The sequence below is a fragment of the Polyangiaceae bacterium genome (assembly GCA_015075635.1).
GTDB lineage: Bacteria > Myxococcota_A > Polyangia > Polyangiales > Polyangiaceae > JADJKB01.
The window spans coordinates 2,029,595-2,048,927 of record JABTUA010000002.1; the positions used below are offsets into that span (position 1 = coordinate 2,029,595).

General features: G+C 69.3%; 17 protein-coding genes and 1 pseudogene. 1 reads left to right on the forward strand and 17 read right to left on the reverse strand.

Going from position 1 to position 19,333, the window contains the following annotated elements; genetic code table 11:
* Positions 1 to 2: 2 nt before the first annotated feature.
* From HS104_25320 to HS104_25400, 17 genes and pseudogenes are all read right to left on the reverse strand, one after another.
* Positions 3 to 1,748 (reverse strand): hypothetical protein, encoded by a 1,746-nt coding sequence (locus HS104_25320; protein ID MBE7483283.1) that lies wholly within the window; start codon positions 1,746 to 1,748, stop codon positions 3 to 5.
* Between the two features lie 55 nt (positions 1,749 to 1,803).
* On the reverse strand, positions 1,804 to 2,283 hold the full coding sequence (locus HS104_25325) for a hypothetical protein (GenBank protein ID MBE7483284.1): 480 nt from the start codon (positions 2,281 to 2,283) through the stop codon (positions 1,804 to 1,806).
* 185 nt (positions 2,284 to 2,468) lie between these two features.
* Entirely contained in the window at positions 2,469 to 2,999 is a 531-nt protein-coding gene (locus tag HS104_25330) for a GNAT family N-acetyltransferase (protein MBE7483285.1), read from the reverse strand.
* Positions 2,983 to 3,258: a DUF1778 domain-containing protein gene (locus tag HS104_25335; GenBank protein MBE7483286.1), complete on the reverse strand. Its 276-nt coding sequence runs from the start codon at positions 3,256 to 3,258 to the stop codon at positions 2,983 to 2,985. The genes HS104_25330 and HS104_25335 overlap by 17 nt, the downstream gene beginning before the upstream one ends.
* Before the next feature lie 173 nt (positions 3,259 to 3,431).
* Entirely contained in the window at positions 3,432 to 3,668 is a 237-nt protein-coding gene (locus HS104_25340) for a hypothetical protein (protein MBE7483287.1), read from the reverse strand.
* Positions 3,669 to 3,727: 59 nt separating this feature from the next.
* Entirely contained in the window at positions 3,728 to 4,006 is a 279-nt protein-coding gene (locus HS104_25345; GenBank protein MBE7483288.1) for a hypothetical protein, read from the reverse strand.
* Between the two features lie 761 nt (positions 4,007 to 4,767).
* Positions 4,768 to 5,649 (reverse strand): annotated as a pseudogene (locus HS104_25350) (RHS repeat-associated core domain-containing protein).
* A 176-nt stretch (positions 5,650 to 5,825) separates the two neighbouring features.
* A complete protein-coding gene (locus HS104_25355) occupies positions 5,826 to 6,128 on the reverse strand; it encodes a hypothetical protein (protein ID MBE7483289.1) in 303 nt (100 codons plus the stop codon).
* A 1-nt stretch (position 6,129) separates the two neighbouring features.
* Complete coding sequence (locus tag HS104_25360) at positions 6,130 to 6,357, reverse strand: hypothetical protein (protein ID MBE7483290.1); 228 nt, start codon at positions 6,355 to 6,357, stop codon at positions 6,130 to 6,132.
* 52 nt (positions 6,358 to 6,409) lie between these two features.
* Positions 6,410 to 7,294, reverse strand: coding sequence for a hypothetical protein (locus HS104_25365; protein ID MBE7483291.1), 885 nt, complete (start codon positions 7,292 to 7,294; stop codon positions 6,410 to 6,412).
* Position 7,295: 1 nt separating this feature from the next.
* Positions 7,296 to 8,987 carry a serine/threonine protein kinase gene (locus tag HS104_25370; protein ID MBE7483292.1) on the reverse strand — a complete coding sequence of 564 codons (1,692 nt, stop codon included), beginning with the start codon at positions 8,985 to 8,987 and terminating at the stop codon, positions 7,296 to 7,298.
* A gap of 34 nt (positions 8,988 to 9,021) precedes the next feature.
* Positions 9,022 to 11,400, reverse strand: a complete 2,379-nt coding sequence (locus HS104_25375; protein ID MBE7483293.1) for a hypothetical protein — start codon at positions 11,398 to 11,400, stop codon at positions 9,022 to 9,024.
* 78 nt (positions 11,401 to 11,478) lie between these two features.
* Entirely contained in the window at positions 11,479 to 13,836 is a 2,358-nt protein-coding gene (locus tag HS104_25380) for a hypothetical protein (protein MBE7483294.1), read from the reverse strand.
* A 2-nt stretch (positions 13,837 to 13,838) separates the two neighbouring features.
* Positions 13,839 to 15,668 (reverse strand): VCBS repeat-containing protein, encoded by a 1,830-nt coding sequence (locus HS104_25385; GenBank protein MBE7483295.1) that lies wholly within the window; start codon positions 15,666 to 15,668, stop codon positions 13,839 to 13,841.
* Positions 15,669 to 15,681: 13 nt separating this feature from the next.
* On the reverse strand, positions 15,682 to 16,767 hold the full coding sequence (locus tag HS104_25390; GenBank protein ID MBE7483296.1) for a ferritin-like domain-containing protein: 1,086 nt from the start codon (positions 16,765 to 16,767) through the stop codon (positions 15,682 to 15,684).
* A gap of 4 nt (positions 16,768 to 16,771) precedes the next feature.
* On the reverse strand, positions 16,772 to 17,464 hold the full coding sequence (locus HS104_25395) for a hypothetical protein (GenBank protein ID MBE7483297.1): 693 nt from the start codon (positions 17,462 to 17,464) through the stop codon (positions 16,772 to 16,774).
* Between the two features lie 7 nt (positions 17,465 to 17,471).
* The gene (locus HS104_25400) at positions 17,472 to 18,308 is read right to left on the reverse strand and encodes a fibro-slime domain-containing protein (GenBank protein MBE7483298.1); all 837 of its coding nucleotides are present in this window, start codon (positions 18,306 to 18,308) and stop codon (positions 17,472 to 17,474) included.
* A gap of 122 nt (positions 18,309 to 18,430) precedes the next feature.
* Between HS104_25400 and HS104_25405 the strand changes: the two genes are divergently transcribed.
* Entirely contained in the window at positions 18,431 to 19,027 is a 597-nt protein-coding gene (locus HS104_25405) for a class I SAM-dependent methyltransferase (protein ID MBE7483299.1), read from the forward strand.
* Positions 19,028 to 19,333: the final 306 nt, after the last annotated feature.

Below are 19,333 nucleotides of genomic sequence, written 5' to 3' on the forward strand. Positions count from 1 at the left end.
GGCTATTGCACGACGCCGGCGATGGCGCTGCCGAGGCCAGCGAAGTCCGCCCCCAGATCCTTGCCGTCGCTGCCCTTGGCCTTCAGTGAGCTCGATGCCGCGAGCGAGAAGTCGCCACCCGCGAAGTCGCTGAACCCCACGTCGGTCATGCTGGCCGGGAAGAAGTTCCCTGCCGGATAACTCGCCGCGGTCGCGCCGACGATCGCGTTCTTCTCGAACACGACGCCGGGCAAGAAGAAGGCGAGGGCCCCGGTCCCCTCACCCTTGCCGGAGCCGAACGCGCCGTAGTCACCTCTGGCGACGATGTTGTTGGTGAAGCGCGCTTCTTGACCCACGACGACGCTGTCGCCCATCACCAGGCAGGCGTTGCCCGCGCGCGTCGCGGTGTTGTGATCGATCTTCACCTTGACGCTGGGCTTCTGCGGCGCGGTCATCTGGAACACGCGGCCGTCCCCGCCCCACACGTCGCGATTGACGTCGTCCAGCAGGTTGTTCTGGATCAGCACGCGCTGCTGCTGCTGGCTCGGGTGGTTGTCGTCTTCGCCGGAGATGGCGATGCCCGACGCGGTGTGCCGGATCACGTTGTAGACGATGGTCAGATCCTCCACGCTGGACCACGGCGCGCTCCCGTCCTGGTTGCGCGGGGTGAGCACGATGGCGAAGCCGACCTGGGCGTCGGCCCAGTTGTTCTCCAGCACGTTGCCGGCCAGAAGCACGCGGCGCGCGTTCTTGAGCTCGAACAGGTTCTTCTCCGACCAGGAGAGGCTCTTCCACGCCGTGGGCTTGACGATGTGGTTTCGGCAGATGGTGATGTCGGAGGGCACGACGTTCTGGATCGCGGGGTCCGCCCCGCCGAACATGACGTTTTCCCCGGCGCCCTCCAGGTGGTTGTTGACGATCTTGAACGGGCCCGGGCCGCCCCAGCCGGCGATGGCCTGGGAGTCCGCTCCCTGCTCCTTGAAGTCGGCGAACCAGGAGTCGACGATGCCGGTGTCGCGGGAGTTCAGCGCGACGCCGCGCCGGGCTCCCGCGGCGGGATCGCCGCGCACCAGGCAGCGATCGATCACCAGGTGGTGGGGCAGGTCGGCGTCGCTCTTCGCGCCGGAGCCGAAGTCGACGACGTTCGTGGCGTAGGCGCCGGGCTCCGGGGAGATCTCGAGGCCGACCAGGCGGTAGTGGTGCGCGCCCGCCGCCGTGCCGATGGCGCTGCCGACGTTGGCGGGCACGACGATCTTCGCGAGCTTCGACGCATACGACGGGTCGATGCGCTGGCCGGGCGGCGGCAGCTCCGAGTCCGGCACGTCCGACCGGATCACGATCACCGCGTCGCCGGTCTTCTTCGGCAGGGTGAAGGGTCCCTTGAAGGTGGCGCCCCCCTCGAGCCGGAGCTCGTCGCCCGGCGCGGCCGCGTCGAGCGCTGCCTGAAGGTCGCCGCCGGAGGCCACCTTGGTGCTCTTGCCGCTCGGCGCGACGTAGGTCGTGTCCACGCTGGCCTGGGGCAAGGCCTGGGCGATGTCCGGATCGGAGACGATGCCCGGCGGACACTCGCCCGACACCACGCCGCCTCCGCCACCGGTGCCCGCGCCGCCGCCCGTACCGCCGCTCCCGGACGAGCCGCCGCTCCCGGACGAGCCGCCGCTGCCGCTCGCACCGCCGCTCGCCGACTTGCCGCCGCCGTCGTCCGAGCCGCAGGCAGAAATCAGCAACGCGATGACCAGCGCGAAGATCCCCGAAACGCTGCGCAACATGGGTCGCCTCCCCCCTCAACATGACAGGCGCCCGAGGCCCGAGTCCAGCGCGCGCTCAGCGCACCCGATAGCGAATCACCAGCTCCCGGTCGCCGCGCAGCACGCCGACCGCGAAATCACCGCCGTTTCTCAGGCGAGCGAGCGCGAGCAGCGCCGCCTCCGGCCGGCGGGCGTCCACGCCGTTCACCTGCGTGAGCACGTCCCCGTCCACGAGCCCGATGGCGTCGAGCAAGGAGCCCGGGCGGACCCCGCGGAGCGCGAGCCCGCGGGGCGCGAGGGCGACTCGCGCGCCGGCGAGCGGCGCGGAAGCGTTCGGCGGCACCGGAGGCGGAGTCGGAGCACCGGCCGCTCGCGCCAAGCGCGGAGGGTCCGCGACGGGCGGCGGCGGCGGGCACGCCGGCACCGGCGGCGGAGTCGGCTGGCCGATGCCGTGCTCGATCAGCGCGACCACGCCCCGAGCTTGCAGCGCGCTCACCAGGCACAGCGCCGACGGCACCAGGACACCCCAGAGGATCCAACGAAACGCGCTCCGCATGCACGGGCTCCCGTGCGAGCTTCGTGCCAGGCGTGGATCGCGCGCGAAGCGCGTCGAGCACGCGGTCGGGCGTGGCAATGAGTCACGCGCCGAGCGCGCGGAGTGCCAGGATGGCAAGCGAATCGGAACCCGAGTTGCCCGAGGTCCTCAGGGTTCGTGCGGGCATGCAAGCGGCCAGCCTGAGCTCACGGAGCGAGCGCCGTGGCGATCGTGTCTATGCCGAGGAACATCGGCATCGGCTCCGAAACCAGGAGGCCCTCGCGGACTCCTTCGAGCGCCTGGAAGCCGAGGGTCTCGTAGAAGCTCACCGCATCGGGCTTGGCGTCGGTCACCACGCCCACGCAGCCGAGACGGTCTCGCTGCTCGAGCGCCAGGCCGAGCACGTGACGCAAGAGCGCCTTGCCGATGCCGAGTCCCCGAGCTCGCGCGTCGACGCCGAGGCGCGCCAGCCGCAAGACGGGAAGCGGGTAGCCCGGCAGTCGCTTCCGCAGGCGCGCGCTCGGTACGGAGGCGCGCTCGATCGAAGACGGGGCAACTGTGGCGAAGCCCACGATACGCCCTTCGACCAGCGCCACGTACGTGACCGCCAGGTGTAGCTTGAACTGATTCTGGCCAGCGTAGTGCTCGAAGAAGCGATCGAGATCGGCCTGACCACAGGAGAAGGCACTTCGATCGTCGTCCCGCGCGAGCGGACGAAGCTCAACGGTCCTGGCCACGCATCAGCTCGCGCAGCGCTGCGGTCGGCGCCGCCGGACTCTCGAGCAGCGTTACGACCCGATCGAACGCCTTGTCGTCGAGCACGACGCGCACCGGGATGAGCGCTTCGTCGGGCAGCTCCCGTCGCGCTTCCATGAAGTACAGCAGCGCTTGCTCGACCACGAAGTTCTTCTTGAGCCCGTGGCTCTCCGTGAAGCGATCGAGCCTGTCCTTCGTGGCGGCCGAAACCGTCGCCGAGATCTGCGATTGGTCGCTCATCGTTGCCTCCATCGGCCGCCATGCGAAACCATGTGTGACCATGGCAAAACTAGCTCGCTACCTGGACGAAGGCAAGCCCACGCTGAAAAGACTGGGGACCTTGGCCCGATGTTCTCGCCACCAGGCGTCGACGCGAAGTACCTGACGCCAAGCTCTCTTGGTGACGTTGATCCTCACGTCCGCGTTCCGAGCGAGGCGATCACTTCCCTGAGCTCGCACACGTCGCCAGGATCGACCTCGGCGAGGCCTTCGTCGATCGACTGCAGCAACTCCGCTCGCTCCTGCTCGTCCATGCGATCGTGCGGATCGGCCACGTGCAGGAGCACTTCCGCTTCAGCGCCCTCGGGTAGCTCCGTCGGCTCGTCGAGCACGATCTGCCCGTTCTTCACGTGCGCCTTCAGGGCGTTCAAACGGTCGAGCGTGGCACCGCAGCCCGCACCGCCGAGCCCGCGCTCAGAGCCTCAGAGCCTCAGAACCTGCCGCCGTACCCCGCCCACGCGCCGTTCGGCCCGACGCGCACGTCGAGCGCCGCGGCCTCCTTCGGTGGCGCCTTCTTACCGGGCGCGAGCCACAGGTACGCCGCGGCGCCGATGGCGACCACGCCGACGCCGAGGGCGATGTCGCCGATCAGACGCTTCTGCTTGCTGTCCTGCCTCCCCTGCCAGGTGCTCGCCGCGCTCCGCGCGGCTCCGCGCCCGTCTGTCCCCTCCTTATCCGTGCTCGCGCCGGCCTCGCTGCAAGGAAGCATCGGCTGGCCTCGGCGTGGAACTGATGAAGTGGAAGTTGCGCGCGGCCGGCGCTGCGCGCGGATGGAGGGGACGCGCCGTTCCGAGGCTGGTTGCGCCCACGCGCGACGCCAGCCGCAGAGTCTCGGCCGGCGCGGCGGGCGCGGCCGCGCCGGCCCTCACCACGCGACACCTCGGGCGCTGCTCGTCACTGCGGCCGTGTAATGGTGCGTTTGGCCTCGACGGCGGGAGCTCGGCGAGACGCAGCCCGACTTCCACGCGGGGCAGCGAGGTGCACCGATGGACCGCCCGCCGCGGGCCAACGCGCCATTACTCGGACCGCGGCTGCGTTCACCGTGCCCTGGCGGCGCGCCTGATGGCTTGGAGAATACCCACCACGGCGACGGCAGCCAGAACGCCGTCGCCGCTGGGCCCAGCAACCATGGCGCAACCAGCGCAACCGCCGTGGTGCGGAGCATTCCCGTTCGTGTCGGCTGCATCCTGCTGCCCGGTCCGGCGTCCTTCGTAGTTTGGCCCCCACTCGGGTGTGATCTCGAGACAATCCTTGTTGGTCCGGCAATCGAGCACGCACTGCGGCGGGCAAGCTCCCGCGTCGTCTCGACACGCGCAGTAGAAGAAGCCCCCATCCTGGCCACCATCGTGCACGTCACCGTCGTTCACTTGGTCGTCGACCCCTGTTGACTGCCTGCGCCCCAACCCTGAGCCTTCTGCTGCTCGATCCACTGGAAGTGCTGGTCAGCAAGCTGAACCATCTTCGGGTCCATCAGCATCCGCGAGAAGTCCTGTCCCGCCCCCCCCCCGAAACGCCCGGGAACACCTCGCCGAGAAGCTGCTTCCGGAGTTCCCCTGTCAGGCCGACACGGCCCACCAGCTTGGCACCCGGTTTCCCCTCAGCGTCATACGTTTGATACGACATCGCCCGAACTTCGACGTCCATTCGCGCCTCGTACTGCTTCGAGAGTTCGTAGAGACCGCCGTAGCGTCCGGGAGTCTTTACCTTCTCCGAGAATTCCATGTACGTCTGCACCCAGTGCTCCACCTGGTACGCGACGGTCTCGTGCAATAGCGACGCAGTCGTTCGGCTGTGCTTGATCAGGTCGCTGTGTGCGGAACCTAGCTGTCCGATCGCCTTTGCCTTGAAGGTGTCCGACGCCTTGCTCGGCAACGAGCGGTGCGTTACCTCATGCACGAACGTAGTGAGACTGCCCATGCCACCGCGCACTTTGGGGCCGAGGCTGCGCCAGGAGCTCGCCTTCATCGAGATTTGCCCACGGTAGTACAGCCCTTCGCCCGCGAAGTTCTCCCGAAGAGTGCCGAAGTTCGTTGGCGCTGGCCGGAAAAACTGGGTCGACAGACTGCGGCTCTCCATCAGCTTCAGGGCGTTCGCGGCTGCTGCCTCGCAAACTCCCCCGCACGGGCGCGCAGGCTCTTCGCCCGCGAGCCCGAATGGATCTATCGCTTGCAGCGCCTTCCCGCTGACATACGCGTACACGTTCGGTTCACGCGACTGCGTAGGCGTGTGGACCTCCAACGGATCCGCACTCACCCACCGGTTCAGCGCTGGCGCGTAGTACCTCTTCCCGAAGTACTGGAGGCCGACCTCGACGTCCTCTTCCTTCCCTGTGAAGCTCGACTCCGACGCGAGCGCGCAGCGCGCATCTCGGGTTTCCCGGGCGCGATTCGCAGCTTAGAAAGTCAGAGACCAGAGGCGAGGTCCTCGCTCGGCGACGAAAACCCCTGACGCGAGTTTCAGCCTAGCTTCGTGCTCGCCGAGACGCGAGCGCCGACGCGCACGCGCACGGGGACGCGTGTTTTCGGCGGCTAAGGGGAGAAGTCGGGCGCGGTCCCGCCCTGCGCGTTCCACACCGTGACGACGTCCACGTCGCCGGCAGCGTCGATGCGGTAGTACACGTGAGTCCGAGTCTTGGGCATCAGTAAACGCCAGACGAGCTCGCCGGTTTCGACGGCGTATCGCTGGCCCTCGCGTGGTGCTCGGCGCAGCTTGATCACCACTTCGCGAAGCTCATCTCGGAAGAGCGATGAAGCCTTGTCTCGATTGTTCTCCCACCAGGCGCGTTTCTCGCGGATCGCGTCGCGCGCTTCGGGAGCAAAACGGACGATCACGTCAGCGCTCGAGCTCGGCCAGGACCTCGTCCGCGTCGATCAGCTCGCCAGCGTTGGCCTGCGCGAGGCCGCGCCGAATAGACCGGTGCAGCGCTGCGCGCTCGTCGTCGTTCAGCGAGTCTCCGCTCGAGTCACACAGGTACACGCTGACGGGCATTCCCTCGGCGAGCTCCGCCGGCTCGTCGAGCACGATCTGCCCGTTCTTCACGTGCGCCTTCAGAGCGTCCATACGGCCGAGCGTAGCACCGCCCCGCGCACACGCCGAGCCCGCGCTCAGAGCCTCAGAACCTGCCGCCGTACCCCGCCCACGCGCCGTTCGGTCCCACGCGCACGTCGAGCGCCGCGGCCTCCTTCGGTGGCGCCTTCTTACCGGGCGCGAGCCACAGGTACGCCGCGGCGCCGATGGCGACCACGCCGACGCCGAGGGCGATGTCGCCGATCAGACGCTTCTGCTTGATCGAGTCCACGTCGCCCTGCGGGCAGTTCGGCTCGCAGCCCTTGGACTCGAGATCGCTCTCCGCGGAGCTCGCTCCGAGCCAGAAGTAGGCGGTGCCGCCGAGGGCGAGCAGGCCCACGCCGCCGAGCACGTAGCTCAGGGTCGGCGGCCCGCCGGTGCCGCTGGCCTTCGGCTCGGGCTCCGGCTCGGGCTCCGGCTCGGGGCCGGCGGCCGGCGGCTGGTCGTCCTTCTTCTTGGCGAAGCTGACCTCGATGGTCTTGTTCTTCTGGCCCTGGCGCAGGATCAGCTCCTGCTCCACCGGCTCCTCGCCGGCGTACTCGAGCGTGAGCTTGTGCGTGCCGGGATCGACCTCGATGGCCTTCACGTCGAGCTTCTCCGCCACGACCTCGCCGTCGATGCTCACCTTGACGTCGAAGGTCTCCTTGCCGTCGGGACCCTTGGCCTCGATCACGATGGAGGGCAGCGCGGCGTTCACCTCGTCGAGCCACGCCACGCAGTCCTTCTTCACCGCCGCCAGGCACTCGTCCTTGGCGCACAAGATCAGCTGCTCGCGTGCCTTCTTGAAGGAGCTCGACGCCTTCAGCTTCTGCGCCTCCACGTAGGCGGCGGCGCACTCCTTCTTCCCGGCCAGGGCCGGCGGCGCCACGCACACGCCGGAGAGGGCCGCCAGCGCGGCGAGCCCGATGAGTCCGAGTCCGTTCCTGTTCATGTCACAAACACTCCGGCTTGATGTGCTTGATGCCGCTGCTGTCCACGTAGAACGGCGAGTCGCAGCCCTTGGGCGGCTTCGCGGTGGCCGTCGCCTTGGCGCTGGTCGTGGGCTTGGCGCTGGTCGTGGGCGGGGTCGGCTTGGTCTCCGGCTTCGCCTCGGGCTTGGCCTCGGCCACCGGCTTCTTCTCGGCCGGCGGCGGCTCGGGCTTGGCCTCGGCGGGCGGGATGTCCACGACCGGGATGGCGCTCGCTTCCGCTGGGGCCGCGGGCGGCGGCGTGGGTGCGGCGGGCGCGGCAGGCGTCGTCGCGGCGGCGGTGTCCCCCTCGACTCCCGACTCCGGCGCCCGCGAGCGCGCGCGCAGCCAGAACAGCAGCATGATGACCGAGAGCCCGAACACGGCGGAGATGGCCACCGAGGCCAGGATGATCTTGAGCTTCGAGGTCGGCGCGGGCGCCGCGGGCGCCGCGGCGGGGCCCGGCCACGCGGCGGCGGGAGCCTGCGGCAGCTGATACGCCGGCTGCGACGCTTCGTGTGCCAAGAGTGACGGGTGCAAGGCAAACGAGACCGAGCTCTCCGGCAGGCTGGTTGGCGGGGGCAGCGGCCGGCCGGGCGACGAGACGCTCGACTGGGTGACGCCGGAGCGCGAGGCGTCGTAGCGCGGTGGCTCGTGGAAGATCTGCGGGCCCGCCTCGTCGTGCAGTGACACGCGCACGGCGCTCGTGCTCTCCATCTCGCGCACGCGGGCGGCGCGGATCGCCAGCGTCTCGGCGCCCACGGACTGCACCCACTCGGCGACCTCGTAGGGCGAGGCGACGCCGATGGTGCGCTCCAGGTGGATGGCGAGCTCGCGGGCCGTGCTCCAGCGCTCGGCGGGGTCCATCGCCAGCCCGCGCATCACCAGGGCGTCCACCTCCGGCGGCGTCCCGGGGTGCAGCGTGGAGGGCGCAGGAAAACCGCCGGCCAGCACCGCCGCCAGCACCTGCCCCTCGTTCAGGCCGTGGATCAGCCGGCGGCCGGCCAGCCCCTCCCACATCACCGCGGCCGCGGCGTAGATGTCCGTGCGCCGATCGACCGCGTCGCCGCGGATCTGCTCCGGCGCCATGTAGGCGAGCTTGCCCTTCAGCTGGCCGTCGCGGGTGTTCTGAAGGCGGCCGGCGGCCTTGGCCACGCCGAAATCGAGCACGCGCGCCACGCCGTCCACGCCTACCAGGATGTTCTGCGGCGAGACGTCGCGGTGCACGATGCCCAGGGGACGCCCGTGCTCGTCCGTGGCCTCGTGCGCGGCGTGTAGGCCGTGCAGCGTGTTGACCAGGATGCTCGCCAGGACCCGCGGCGCCACCGGCACGCCCTTGATCCGGGTGGCCTTGAGCAGGTGCGAGAAGCTCTCGCCCTGCACGTAGTCCAGGACCAGGAACACCTCGCCCTCGGCGGCGACCACGTCCAGCGTAGCGACCACGTTCGGGTGCTGGATGCGCGCGGCGAGCCGCGCCTCGTCCAGGAACATGCTGACGAACTCGGGATCCCGCGCCAGGTGCGGGTGCAGCCGCTTGATGGCCACCGTCTTGGAGAAGCCGACGGGCCCGAGCATGCGCCCGAGGTGCACCGTGGCCATGCCGCCCGCCGCGATCTCGTCGAAGAGCGCGTAGCGACCGAGCAGGCGCTCGGTCCCGGGTCCGGTTCCTCCTGTCATCGGCGGCCCATGCTGCATTCTCTTCCGGCTCTCCTCAACGAAGCTCGTTCGTCCACATGCAGCGGTAGGGCAGCGCGTTGTAGGCCCAGCCCCAGTTGCTGTAGGTGGAGTACTGGTCGGTGAAGGTCTTGTCCACGCCGGACCACTTGACGACGCCGACCAACAGGCCGCCGTTCGAGCCGTCGCCGATCTCGAGATCGCTGGTCAGGATCGAGCCGCTCGAGCCGTTGGGCAGACCCTGTCGGATGGCCTCCGTCAGATCGCGCTCCGAGGGCAGTCGCCCGCCGGCTTTGCGGCAGACGTCGATGGCGTCCAGAGGCTTCGCCGGCGGCGCGCGATCGAAGCTGTCGAACCACATCTTCGCGCCGGAGCTGCCGCCGGGGGTCACGCTGAAGCAGCCGCCCGCGCAAGCGGTGCTCGCGGGTCCCGTGAACGCCGTGTCCACCGGGTAGTAGATGCAGCGGAACGGGTTCGTCGAGTGCCGGTAGCTCCAGTTCTGGTCCGTCGCGTACGCGTAGATGTGGCTCAGGTCGGTGCCGGTCCAGCGCTTGATCGCGACCAGGAACCCGCTGCCGTTCCAGCCCTCCTGGTCGCTGGTCCAGAGCCAGGTGCCGCTGCCGCCGGGCAGCCCCTGCTGGATCAACTCGCCGAGCTCCGCCGCCGTGGGCAGGTGACCGCCGCGCGTGAAGCAGGTGTCGTGGGCCTCGACCCAGCTCACCGCCGCGGGTGAGTCCTTGGTCTCACCCTTGTAGCCGCCCAGCGGGCCCACGTACTCGTCGGCGACGCTCACCGGATGGGGGCCCGCGTCGTAGTTCACTCCCGCACAGCGGAACGGTCGGAAGTCCGTCGTCCCGCTCCAACTCAGGGCGTTGAGCCCAGCGGTGTACTGGAAGGCCCAGGTCGCGTTGTCCTTCCACGAGACCAGCGCGCCGTTGGAGTAGTGGACCTCGTCGGCGGTGTGGAGCCAGCTGTTGCTCCCCTGGCCAATGCCCTGCTTTATCGCCTCGGCGAGCTGGAGCGGCCGCGCCAGGTGGCCGCGGTAGAACGCGCACTCCCAGATGGCGGCGCCCTTGGAGAGCGGCGCGCGATCCTGCACGTCCACGTTGTAGCGCTTGCCGTCGCTGTCGAGCCCGTAGCAGGCCGTGCCCGCCGGACCGAAGCAGTTGCCGCCGACGTAGGGCTTGGGCAGCGGCGGCGGGCACACGCAGCGGTAGTTCAGGTTGCCGGTGTCCGCCTGGGTCGAGGTGTTCGAGTCGCTCAGGCGCACGCGCACGTGGCTGGTGGCGTTGTACGGCACGAGCGACCAGAGGAAGTTCGTGTGGATGGTCTGCCCGACGGTGGCCGACTGGGTGGCGCTCACGCGGTAGAGCTCGCTGGCGGTGGGCAGCCGCCCGCCGATGCCCTCGCAGGTCTGCTTGGCGGCGGCGAAGTTGCCGGCCGGACGCTCGAGCCCGTCCCAGGAGAAGCCCCAGGGATCGGAGACGCCCTGGTTCAACAGCGTCTTGCACGCGATCACGCACTGGCCGCCGCTGCACTCCTGGTTCGCGCCGCAGGCCGTGCCGCAGGCACCGCAGTTCGAGCCGTTGGTGTCCAGGTTCACGCAGGAGCCGCTGCAGTTCGTCTCCCCGGTCGCGCAGTTCAGGGTGCACTGGCCGTTGCTGCACACCTCTCCGGTCTGGCAAGCGTTGCCGCAGGCGCCGCAGTTCTTGTCGTCGCTGTCCAGGCTCTTGCAGAGGCCGCTGCACTCGGTCTGCCCGCCGGGGCAGGCGATCTTGCACTCGCCGGCGTTGCAGACCTGACCGCCCGGACACGCCGCGCCGCATTTTCCGCAGTGGTTCTGGTTGATCTGGGTGTCCACGCAGGCGCCGTCGCACAGGGTCTGACCCGTGGTGCACGAGACCACGCAGCTCCCGGCCTGGCACTTCTTGCCGGTGCCGCAGTTGTTGTTGCAGCCGCCGCAGTGCTGATCGCTGGTCTGGGTGTCCACGCAGGAAGCACCGCACTGCGTCTGCCCGGTCGCGCACGACGAGGAGCACTTGCCGCTGGAGCAGGTCTCGGCCTCGGTGCAGAAGGTGGCGCAGCCGCCGCAGTGCGCGGGATCGGAGCTCGTGTCCACGCAGGACTTGTCGCAGTCGGTGCGGCCGCCGGAGCAGGCGTCGGCGCAGCTGCCGTTGTCGCAGACCTGAGCGCCCTGGCACACCGTGCCGCAGGCCCCGCAGTTGTTCGGATCTTGCTCGGTCCGAACACAAGTGTCTCCGCACGCGGTCTGGCCGGTGGGGCACTTGGTGCCCCCGCCGCCCTCTCCGCCTTCGGTGAAATGGTCCAGCGACGAACCGAACACCGAGCACGCGCCGACCAGTGCCGCGCCGAGCAGCTTGAAGAGCGAAGAGAACCGCGCGGAAGGAGCGCTCATTTCAGGCGTTCAGGATAGCACCGGACCCGGCGCGCCGGCCCAATCGAACGCCAAGTGTAGGCCGAGGTGCGAGCCGTTCTATCGGCTCTCGTTGGTCCACACGCAGCGATACGGCAGCGCGGCCGTCGGATCCGCCGTGGAAGACGAGCTCCCGAACGCATCGGCGAAGGCCAGATCGGTGCCGGTCCACCTGACGCTGCCGGCGCGCAGGACGTAGGTGCTGTTGAGTGGGCTCTGGAGGAAGAGCGAGAAGTCACCGGTCCAGATGAAGGCTCCGGAGCCGTTGGCGAGGCCAGCGCGGATGCCCTCGAGCAGATCGCGACCGGAGGCCAGGTGCCCGCCGTTCTTGCGGCAGGTGTCGATGGCGGTCTGGAGGTTGGCCGACGGCGCGCGGTCGAAGGTGTCGAACCAGAGCTTCGCCCCGGAGCCGCCCGGCAGGGCGATCTCCTTGCAGCCGCCGGCGCAGGCCGAAGCCGACGGGCCCGTGTAGGTCGCGTCGATCGGATAGTAGACGCAGCGAGAGGCCTGGCTCGTCGTCTTCGAAAGCGCCGAGAGGTCGTTGCCGCTGTTGTAGATGGGAGTCGCGGTCGCGGTCCAGCGGAGCACCGAGAGCGAGGCGACGTTGAGCACGATGCTGCTCGTGTCGGCGCCCCAGAGCCAGGCGTTGGTCCCGCCCGGAAGCCCCTGCCCCACGAGCTCCGCGAGCTCCGCCGTGGTCGGCACGTGGCCACCCTTGCCGAAGCATGCGCTGGCCGCCGCCGCCCAGCCGCTGGCGACGCTGTTGGTCGCCTCCGTCTTCTGACCGCTCTTCGGCGCGACCCACTCGTCGGCGACACTGCTCGGGTGCGTGCCGCCCAGGCTCGAGCCGGCGCAGCGGAACGGGCGCAGGTTCGTCGTCGCGCCGTGGTTGACGCCGCTGCCGAGCGCGAAGGTCGCCGGGGTCAGCCAGCGCAAGATGAGATCCGAGTCGTTGCGCACGTCGTCGGCGGTGTGCAGGTACACGTTGCTGCCGGGACCCACGCCCTGCTGGATCGCCTCGACCAGCCGCCCCGGCGTCGCCAGGTGCCCGCGGTAGAACCCGCACTCCCAGATGGCCGAGCCCTTGGGCAGCGGCGGGCGATCCGCCAGATCCACGTTGAGCTTCTTGTTCTCGGCGTCCAGGCCGTAGCAGCTGCCGGCGGCCGGGCCGTAGCAGGCCTTGCCCGAGAAGGCCGACGGCAAGGGCGGCGGGCACACGCAGCGGTAGTTCAGATTCGAAGTCTTGCCGACGGTGGAGGTGCTGGCGTCGCTCAGACGCACCCGGATCTGGTTCGAGTCACCGTGCGGGGAGAGCGACCACAGGAAATTGGTGTGGATGGTCTGCCCCACCGTCGCCGACTGCGTGGCCGCCACCCGGTAGAGCTCGCTCGCGGTGGGCAGGCGTCCGCCCAGGCTGGTGCAGATCTGACTCGCCTGAGTCACGTTCGCCGCCGGCCGCTCGAGCCCGTCCCAGGAGTAGCCCCAGGGGTCGCTGATGGCCTGATTGAGCTGCGTCTTGCAGGCGATCACGCAGCTTCCGCCGACGCACTCCTGGTTGGTCGCGCAGGGCGCGCCGCAGGAGCCGCAGTTGGCGCTGTCGGTCTGCACGTTTACGCACGACCCGCTGCAGTTGGTCTCGTCCGTGCCGCAGCCGAGCGTGCACTGACCCGCCGAGCAGACCTCGCTGCCTACGCAGGCCTTGCCGCAGGCGCCGCAGTTCTGGTCATCGCTGTCGAGGCTCTTGCAGAGCCCGCTGCACTCGGTCTGACCTCCCGGGCAGGCGATCTTGCACTGGCCGGCGCTGCACACCTCCCCGGCGTTGCACGCCTTGCCGCAGGCGCCGCAGTGGTTCTGGTTCGTCTGCGTGTCCACGCAGGCGCCGCTGCACTCGGTCTGGCCGCTCGTGCACGACACCTCGCACTTGCCGGCCTTGCAGGCCTGGCCGCTCGGGCAGTTGTTGTCGCAGGTTCCGCAGTGCTGGTCGTCCGTCTGCACGTCCACGCAGGACGAGCCGCAGGCCGTCTGCCCGGGGAAGCAGCTCAGGTTGCAGCTGCCGCTGGCGCAGATCTCGCCGGCGTTGCAGGCGACGGCGCAGTCGCCGCAGTGCAGCGGGTCCTTGTTCAAGTCCGCGCACGCGCCGTCGCAGTTCGCCTTGCCCGACGAGCAGGTGTCCGAGCAGCCGCCGTTGTCGCAGACCTGACCGCCGGGGCAGACCTTGCCGCACGCCCCGCAGTGCGCCGGGTTCGATTTCGTGTCCACGCACTCGCCGCCGCAGGCGTCGAGCCCGCTCGGGCAACCGGTCGCGCCGCCGCCGCCCTCGGTGAAATGCTCCAGATCCGAGCCGAGCACGGAGCAGGCCAGGGCTCCGAAGAGGAGCGCCGGCAGGAGCACGCGGGTCAGGAGCGAGAGACGGATCATGGTCAGGTTCCGTTGGGCTGTCCCATGCGCAGCGGGCCGCCCCGGGCCGTGGCCCAGAGCAGGCACTTGGTGCCGGAGCCGGGGATCTTGAACACGTCCATGCCGTGCTCGAAGGTCTGCACGAAGACCTCGAGCACGCCGTCTCCGTCCAGATCACCCACGGCCGGAGCCGCCGGCGCGCCGTTGCCGTTGCCGTTGTGGCCCGGGTTCGGCAGCGGCACGTCGTGCAAGAGCGCGCCGTCCTGCGCCAGGATCACCAGGTGCCCGGAGTCGGTGGTGTTCGGATCGCCGAAGGTCGAGAACAACACCTCGGGGGAACCGTCCTGGTTCAGGTCGGCCACGATGGGCTCCGAGGCGTACATGATGGTCTTGCCGAACAGGTAGTTGAACTTCCAGAGCTGCTTGCCGCTCGAGTCGAAGGCGTACATGTGGCCGTCGTTCAGCGACACGATGATCTCGGGCTTGGCGTCGCCTTGCAGATCCACCGTCGCCGCGGCGGGCACGCCGCCCGGCGGGTACCACCCGCTGACCGAGATGGGCGCGCCGCCCCGCGGCATGCTCTCCCAGCCGGCCTTTCGCATCGCCGAGCGGCTGCCGTCGCCGTGATTGCCCTCGAGCGCCAGGATGGCGTAGGCCTGCGTCTCGTACGGCTCGTTCTTCTCGACGTTCGGTACGCCGATGACCTCGTTCTTGCCGTCCTGATCCAGGTCCACCACGTTCGGCGGGGACGCGGTCCACTGGAGCCACTCGGCCCAGCTCGGGTGCGGCCAGGTGCCGGTGTGATCGTGGTAGTGGTCCGACTCGACCTTCGGATCCGCCCAGCGGATGAACTGACCCCAGGTCAGGCGCTGGCCCGAGTACTTGCTGTCGCGGTTCGTGAACCAGGGCGAAGAGTCGATGGACACGCCGTCGTGGTCGAAGGCCTGGATGTGGTGGTTGTCGTAGGTGGCGAGGATCTCCAGCTCCGGATCGTCGTCGATGTTGCCGACGCCCACGTTCAGGCCGTAGCAGCCGTAGCCGCTGTGGCCCATGCCGTTCCGGTCGGCGTCGTTCCCTGTGCCGGTCTTGTTGTTGTAGCGAGGCCAGGCCTGCCACGAGGTGCCACCCGGCTGGTAGAGCTTGCCGTCCGGCGAGAAGACGAAGACCTGCGCACCGCCGTCCTTGGTGCTCGCGGTCTGGGTCGTGGTCGCGACGATCTCGATCTTCCCGTCGCCGTTCAGGTCGCCGGCCGCGAGGCCCCGCACCTCCGGGGCGTTCCCCGCCGTGGTGGTGTCCGCGGGCCAGCCCGCCTTCATCACCAGCTTGCCGCCCTTCCACTCGTAGGCGATCACCTCGTTGTCGTTGCCGACCACGATCTCGGTGGTGCCGTCGCCGTCGAGATCGGCGACCACGTGCGGCGCGTAGACGCGCCCGCCGCCGTCCTTGGCGCTCGAAAGCAGCGTGCCCTGGCTGTCGAAGACGAACAGCGAGTAATACGCGCTCACCAGCTCGTTCTTTCCGTCCTTGTCCAGATCGACGACCACCGGAGAAGCGAACCAGCTGGTCTCGCCTTTCAGGTTCTTCCAGAAGGTCGGGGCCTGTACGGGGCCGGCGCTCTCGCCCTTCTCGCAGGTGGGGTTGGTCGCGCCGCCGGTGTTGCCGGTGCCACCTCCACCGGCGTTGCCGCTGCCGCCGCCGCCGCCGCTGCCGCTCGCGTTGCCGCTCCCACCGCTGCCGCTGGCGTTGCCGCTGCCGCCGGTGCCGGCCTTGCCGCCGGAGTCGTCGCCGCCGCAGGCGACCAGCGCGCTACCGCCGCAGAGCAGAGCCAAACCGAGCCATCGTCGAGCGTCCATGGGTCCTCCGATCTCACTCTGCCGTCGCCATGCGTTCCTGCATGTACTGCATCATCATCTGCACGAGCTCCGCCGGCGGCGTCACCTCGGGCTCCTCGACCGAGTCCTTCTCGTGCTCGAAGCGCAGGATGTCGAGCTTTGCGAAGGCCTCGCGCACGCGCGGGGTCAAGAGCCCCAGCCGCTTCAGGTTGGGCACGATCTTGCTGAACATCATCTGGCGGAACCCGCGCTGAAACGGCGTGTTCATCATCCAGGGCACCCACACGTTCTGGTCCCAGCCCAGGCGCTCGAACACCGGCGTGCCGAGCAGACGATCGCGGAGCAGGTGGGTGGCGTCGATGACGAAGTCCTCGCGCTCCCTGAGCTCCTGCCCGCTCAGCTCACCCTGGTAGATCTTCGACAGCGAGATCACGCCGAAGGCCACGTGCCGTGACTCGTCCTGCATGATGCGATCGGTGATGTCCTGGATCAGCGGCTCGTTCTGGTTCACCAGGCGCATGGTCCCGAAGGCCGCGAGCGCCAGGCCCTCGACCAGGATCTGCATGCCCAGGTAGGTGACGTCCCAGCGCGAGTCGCTGACGATGGAGTCGAGCAGCTCGCCCAGGCTCGGGTGCACCGGGTACGAGAGCCCGAGCTTCTCGGTCAGGTAGCGGTGGTAGACTTCGACGTGCCGGGCCTCGTCCGCGACCTGGTTGGCGGCGTAGAACTTGGCCTCCTCCCAGGGCACGGTCTGCACGATCTTGGCGGTCGCGATCAGCGCCCCCTGCTCGCCGTGCAAGAACTGCGACAGCATGAAGGCGTTCATGTGCTGTCGGAACTCGATGGCCGTCTCCAGCGTGAACGGTACCGGCGGATCCATCAGCGAGTTCATGAACAAGTCGGCCCGCGACTCGGTGGCGAGCTTCGCGATGTCCACGTCGAGGCTCCAGTCGATGTCCGTCGCGTTCCAGCCCAAGCTCTTGCCCTTCTCGTAGAGCGCCATGAGCTTCTGGTCCTCGAGCGCGTACTTCCAGTCGAAGACGGTCTCGATGGTCGCCTTCACGCTCTTGTAGGCGCCGGTCTCGGGCATGGGGACGGGGTTCTTCTGCGGGTACTGCATCGATTCAGGGTCCTCCGAGTCCGGTGTTCTTCACCACGCAGTGACCGGCCTGGCAGACCGCCAGCGCGGTGCTGGGGTAAGGGGGCGGCACACACGGCGGGCAGGCGCCCGCGAACGGTGAGCAGACCTCGGCGCCGAGCTTCGCGTCCTTGTTCAGCGCGACCAGCCCCATGCCGCCACAGCTCTCGCAGCAGCCCGCGCCGTAGCGCAGCCGGCAGTCGCCGTCCCCGCTGCACGCGCTGAGCGCGTCGAGCCGGAGATCCACCTCGGTGCAGGTGCCGTTGCGACAGAGCGCCAGGTAGTTCGGCTCCTCGAACGTGATGCAGTCCGGGCACGCCTGCGGGTCGGCGCAGGTCTGGGCCGTGTAGTCCTGGACGTGGCTCTCGTTGACCGCCTCGAAGCCGGAGAGCGGCGCCGGCCCGCAGTAGCCGCAGCAGTTCGTGGGCAGGAGCTGGCAGGTGCCGGGGTCCTTGCAGGCCGTCCAGCTCGGGCTCCCACCCGCGCCACCGGAGCCGGACACGGCACCGGTGCCGCCGCTTCCGCCGCTGCTGGCGCCGCCACTGCTGGTCCCGCCGCTGCTGGCGCCGCCGCTGCTGCTCCCGCCGCTGCTGCTCCCACCCGTCCCCTCACCTGACGTGGAGCCGCCGCAGCCGCCCATGAGGAGGGCCAGAATGAACAGCGCGTTGGCGACTCTCATCCCGACCTCACTTCGGCGGCTCGCCGCAGTTGGTGAACTCCAGGCTGGTGTCGATGCGGAAGTGCGACTCGTCGGTGTGGCGCTCGGCCTGGAACACGTCGAGCGGGTAGGTCTTGCCCTTCTCGAGGCCGAGCTCCGCGGCCTTGGCGTCCAGATCGACGCTGCCGTTCTGCGAGGGGTGTACGCCGCCCAGGTCGATGGCGAGCTTGCCGTTGATGAACGTCCAGAGGTCGTCGTCCCCCGTGAACGTGAACACCTCGCCGCCCTTGTAGAGGAACTCGGTGTGGAGCTCGAAGGTGAAGTGGAAGTTGTTCGGGTTGCCCTCGTTGCCGAAGCCCTGGCCGTCGATGGGGAAGAACGCGGCGTTGTCGTAGGTGTAGATGCTGCCGTTCTTGGTCAGGCTGAAGGTGAACGGAAACGCCTGGTTCACCCCGGCCACGTCCCGGTACCACTGATCGAAGTTCGCCTTGGTGGTCGTGAACTGGTGGGGAGCGTCCACGTACACGGGCTTCTTGTCCGCGCCGAGCGTCGCTTCCACGATGCCGGTCTCGCCGTTGCCCGTGAAGTCCTCGAAGTCGGGGTGGCTCTCCTGGAAGTCGCGCACCGTGCCGGTGAGCTTCAGCCCGCAGCCACCGCTACCGCCGCCGGTGCCGCTGGCCGCCGAGCCGCCGTCACCGCCGCTGCCGCCGCCGCCGATGTTGATGCCGCCGCCGCCTCCACCGCCGCCGCTGCCGCCCTTGCCGACGACACCCCCGGTGCCGCCCGCCGTCTTCCCGTCGTCGCCGCCGCCGCAGCCGATCGCGACGAACGCCAGCGCGAGGGTGCAGGAGAAAACCAGGCGCATTCGAACCTCCGCCAAGTGAAGGGAACCGCACTCGATTGAATCACGAGGCCCACCCGAGGGCAAACGCCACCGCGCCGCTCGCGCACACGGACATACACCTCTTCTCGCCGTATGCTCGGGCGATGCTGCTGAACCGCTTCGAGAAGGCGATGATGAACAACGGCGTGCGCGCCTTCGTGCAGCGCCACTACGAGGCGCGGAAGCTCCGGCGCCTGGGCGGCACGGTCGAGGGTAAGCACGTGCTCGAGGTCGGCTGCGGCCGGGGCGCCGGCGTGGAGCTCCTGCTCGACGGCTTCGGAGCGGCTCGGGTGGACGCGTTCGATCTCGATACGCAGATGGTCGAGCTGGCGCGCGACCGCCTTCGTCACCACGGCGATCGGGTGAAGCTCTGGCAGGGCAGCGTGACCGAGATCCGCGCGGCGGATCGGAGCTACGCCGCGGTGTTCGACTTCGGCATCATCCACCACGTGCCGGCCTGGCGCGACGCGCTCGTGGAGATCTTCCGCGTGCTCGAGCCCGGCGGTCGCTTCTTCGCCGAGGAGGTGCTGGCGAAGTTCATCCTGAACCCGCTCTGGCGCCGGGTGCTCGACCACCCGCTGACCGATCGCTTCGATCGCCAGACCTTCGCCGAAGCGCTCGCGGACGCGGGCTTCGAGGTGCGCGTCAGCGAGGATCTGGTGGGGGAGTTCGCATGGTTCATCGCGGACAAGCCGAGGTAGGACTCGCTCTGGCCGCCCTGGTCGCCGCCATGCTCTCGGCGGCGTGTGCGTGCCAGGAGGCACTGCCGGCGTGAGCGGAGCCAGCGGCTCCGGCGGGGTGGCGAGAAGCGGAGGCGCGATCGACGCTGGCGACGCAGACGCGGACGACGGCGCCGCCGGCGGCTGCGGCGCCTCGATGAAGCTCTGCGACGGCGGCTGCTTCGCCGCGACCACCGCGAACGGCTGCGGGGGTCCGAGCTGCGACCCTTGCACGGACTACCCGAGCTCGAGCCCCGTCTGCACCGGCGGTGTCTGCGGCATCGCGTG

Coding starts and splice junctions, on each gene's coding strand:
- HS104_25395 (MBE7483297.1), bottom strand. CDS start 17,464: ATGAGAGTCGCCAACGCGCTGTTCATTCTGGCCCTCCTCATGGGCGGC.
- HS104_25365 (MBE7483291.1), bottom strand. CDS start 7,294: ATGAACAGGAACGGACTCGGACTCATCGGGCTCGCCGCGCTGGCGGCC.
- HS104_25335 (MBE7483286.1), bottom strand. CDS start 3,258: ATGAGCGACCAATCGCAGATCTCGGCGACGGTTTCGGCCGCCACGAAG.
- HS104_25370 (MBE7483292.1), bottom strand. CDS start 8,987: ATGACAGGAGGAACCGGACCCGGGACCGAGCGCCTGCTCGGTCGCTAC.
- HS104_25325 (MBE7483284.1), bottom strand. CDS start 2,283: ATGCGGAGCGCGTTTCGTTGGATCCTCTGGGGTGTCCTGGTGCCGTCG.
- HS104_25405 (MBE7483299.1), top strand. CDS start 18,431: ATGCTGCTGAACCGCTTCGAGAAGGCGATGATGAACAACGGCGTGCGC.
- HS104_25375 (MBE7483293.1), bottom strand. CDS start 11,400: ATGAGCGCTCCTTCCGCGCGGTTCTCTTCGCTCTTCAAGCTGCTCGGC.
- HS104_25345 (MBE7483288.1), bottom strand. CDS start 4,006: ATGCTTCCTTGCAGCGAGGCCGGCGCGAGCACGGATAAGGAGGGGACA.
- HS104_25380 (MBE7483294.1), bottom strand. CDS start 13,836: ATGATCCGTCTCTCGCTCCTGACCCGCGTGCTCCTGCCGGCGCTCCTC.
- HS104_25400 (MBE7483298.1), bottom strand. CDS start 18,308: ATGCGCCTGGTTTTCTCCTGCACCCTCGCGCTGGCGTTCGTCGCGATC.
- HS104_25360 (MBE7483290.1), bottom strand. CDS start 6,357: ATGGACGCTCTGAAGGCGCACGTGAAGAACGGGCAGATCGTGCTCGAC.
- HS104_25385 (MBE7483295.1), bottom strand. CDS start 15,668: ATGGACGCTCGACGATGGCTCGGTTTGGCTCTGCTCTGCGGCGGTAGC.
- HS104_25320 (MBE7483283.1), bottom strand. CDS start 1,748: ATGTTGCGCAGCGTTTCGGGGATCTTCGCGCTGGTCATCGCGTTGCTG.
- HS104_25390 (MBE7483296.1), bottom strand. CDS start 16,767: ATGCAGTACCCGCAGAAGAACCCCGTCCCCATGCCCGAGACCGGCGCC.